Here is a 907-nt window from a genome sequence, read left to right as displayed (position 1 = left end):
CACCCTGGACTGCAACGGGTACGCCGCGCGCTTCGAGGGCGAGCAGGAGCCGGCGCGGGTGTTCTCCTCCCGGCGCGGGCACTGCCTGGCCGGCCCGGTCGCCGTGGAGGGCGCGCGCCCCGGCGACGTGCTCGCGGTGACGCTGCGCTCGCTGCGCACCGCCGGGTGGGGCTGGACGGTCTCGGGGACGCCCACGCCCCTCAACCAGCGGCTGGGGGCCACGGAACCCACCCGCCTGCTGTGGGAGGTCGACGACGAGGCCGGCACCGCCGTGGACGCCCACGGGTTCGAGGTGCCCGTCGCCCCGTTCCTCGGCGTGGTGGGCACCACGCCCGCCGAACCCGGCGAGCACTCCACCGTCCCGCCGCGCCCGGGCACCGGCGGCAACGTCGACTGCCGCTCCCTGGTGGCCGGCAGCACCCTGTTCCTGCCCGTGCAGGTGGAGGGGGCCCTGCTGTGCCTGGGCGACGGGCACGCCGCCCAGGGCGACGGCGAGGTGGGCGGCACCGCGATCGAGTGCGGCATGACCACCGAGCTGAGCGTCGACCTCGTGCCGGCGCCCGCGCTGCCCGGCGTGCACGCGGTCACCCCCGCCGAGCGCATCGCGTTCGGGTTCGACGCCGACCTCAACGCCGCCACCGACGCGGCCCTGGACGGGATCGTCACGTGGGTGGCCGCCGAGCTGGGCGTGCCGCGCACGAGGGCCCTGGCGTACGCGAGCACCTGCGTGGACCTGCGCGTCACCCAGGTCGCCAACGGCACGTGGGGCGTGCACGCGGCGTGGCCGCACGACGCCCTGCGCCGGCGCGCCTGAACCCCGCGCCCGACGCGCACCGCCCCGGCCCTCCCGCTGCGCGGGGGGACCGGGGCGGGGGTGCGGCCCGGTCCCCCCGCGCAGCGGGAGGGC

The 907-nt window shown here is 78.7% G+C and carries 1 protein-coding gene; it reads left to right on the top strand.

Annotated features, from left to right (window positions below):
* Positions 1 to 814: acetamidase/formamidase family protein (locus tag GTR00_RS21795; protein ID WP_166613574.1), on the top strand; the 814-nt coding region annotated here is incomplete at its 5' end.
* Positions 815 to 907 lie beyond the last annotated feature (93 nt).

It is taken from the genome of Kineococcus indalonis (assembly GCF_009906395.1).
Taxonomy (GTDB): domain Bacteria; phylum Actinomycetota; class Actinomycetes; order Actinomycetales; family Kineococcaceae; genus Kineococcus; species Kineococcus indalonis.
The sequence above is the reverse complement of the archived record's forward strand: the minus strand, read 5'-3'. Positions and strand labels throughout refer to the sequence as shown.